The following is a 650-nucleotide window of genomic DNA, read 5'->3' on the forward strand; positions in this document are numbered from 1 at the left end:
CGGACGCGTCGCCGTGGACGGCGGCCCGCGGGGAGTCGGCGAGCGCCAGCAGGGACACGACTCCCGCCAGGGCGGTGCCGTCGGCGGACAGCCCGCGCAGCCGGTCGGCGAGCACGTCCCGTTCGACGGCGCCCGCGGTGTCGGTGACGTCGAGGGTCAGGCGTACGACGTCGGTGCCGACGGCGTCGAGCACGGCCGACGTCCACGGGTCCTCGGCGAGCGCGGCGGGCACCACGGCCAGCCAGGTGCCCGCCGGGACGGGCGCGTTGGAGGGCAGGGACAGCGGCTTCCACGTCTCGTGGTGCCGGTTGGAGTCGACCATCGCCTGGTCGCGCCGCCTGCGCCGCCAGGTCGACAGGGCGGGCAGCACGGCTCCCAGGGCGTCGGTGTCCACGGCCAGGTCGGCGGCGAGGCTGGTCAGGTCCTCGCCCTCGACGGCCGTCCAGAACGCGCTGTCCAGCGGATCGGCCCCACCGCCGGCGGCCTGGCGCCGGGTGTCGGGCCAGTACCGGGCGCGCTGGAAGGCGTAGGTGGGCAGCTGGATCCGGCGGGCGCCGGTGCCGTCGAGGAGGCGGGCCCAGTCGACCCGTACGCCGCCGGTGTGCAGGCGCGCCAGCGCGGTCAGCAGGGCGGTCTCCTCGTCCCGGTCC

At 77.4% G+C, this 650-nt stretch carries 1 protein-coding gene; it reads right to left on the minus strand.

The window, feature by feature from the left end; genetic code table 11:
• A partial coding sequence (locus tag HO151_RS07255) for a hypothetical protein (protein WP_254594664.1) occupies positions 1-650 on the minus strand: 650 nt, incomplete at both ends.

The organism is Streptomyces sp. 8P21H-1, from assembly GCF_013302945.1.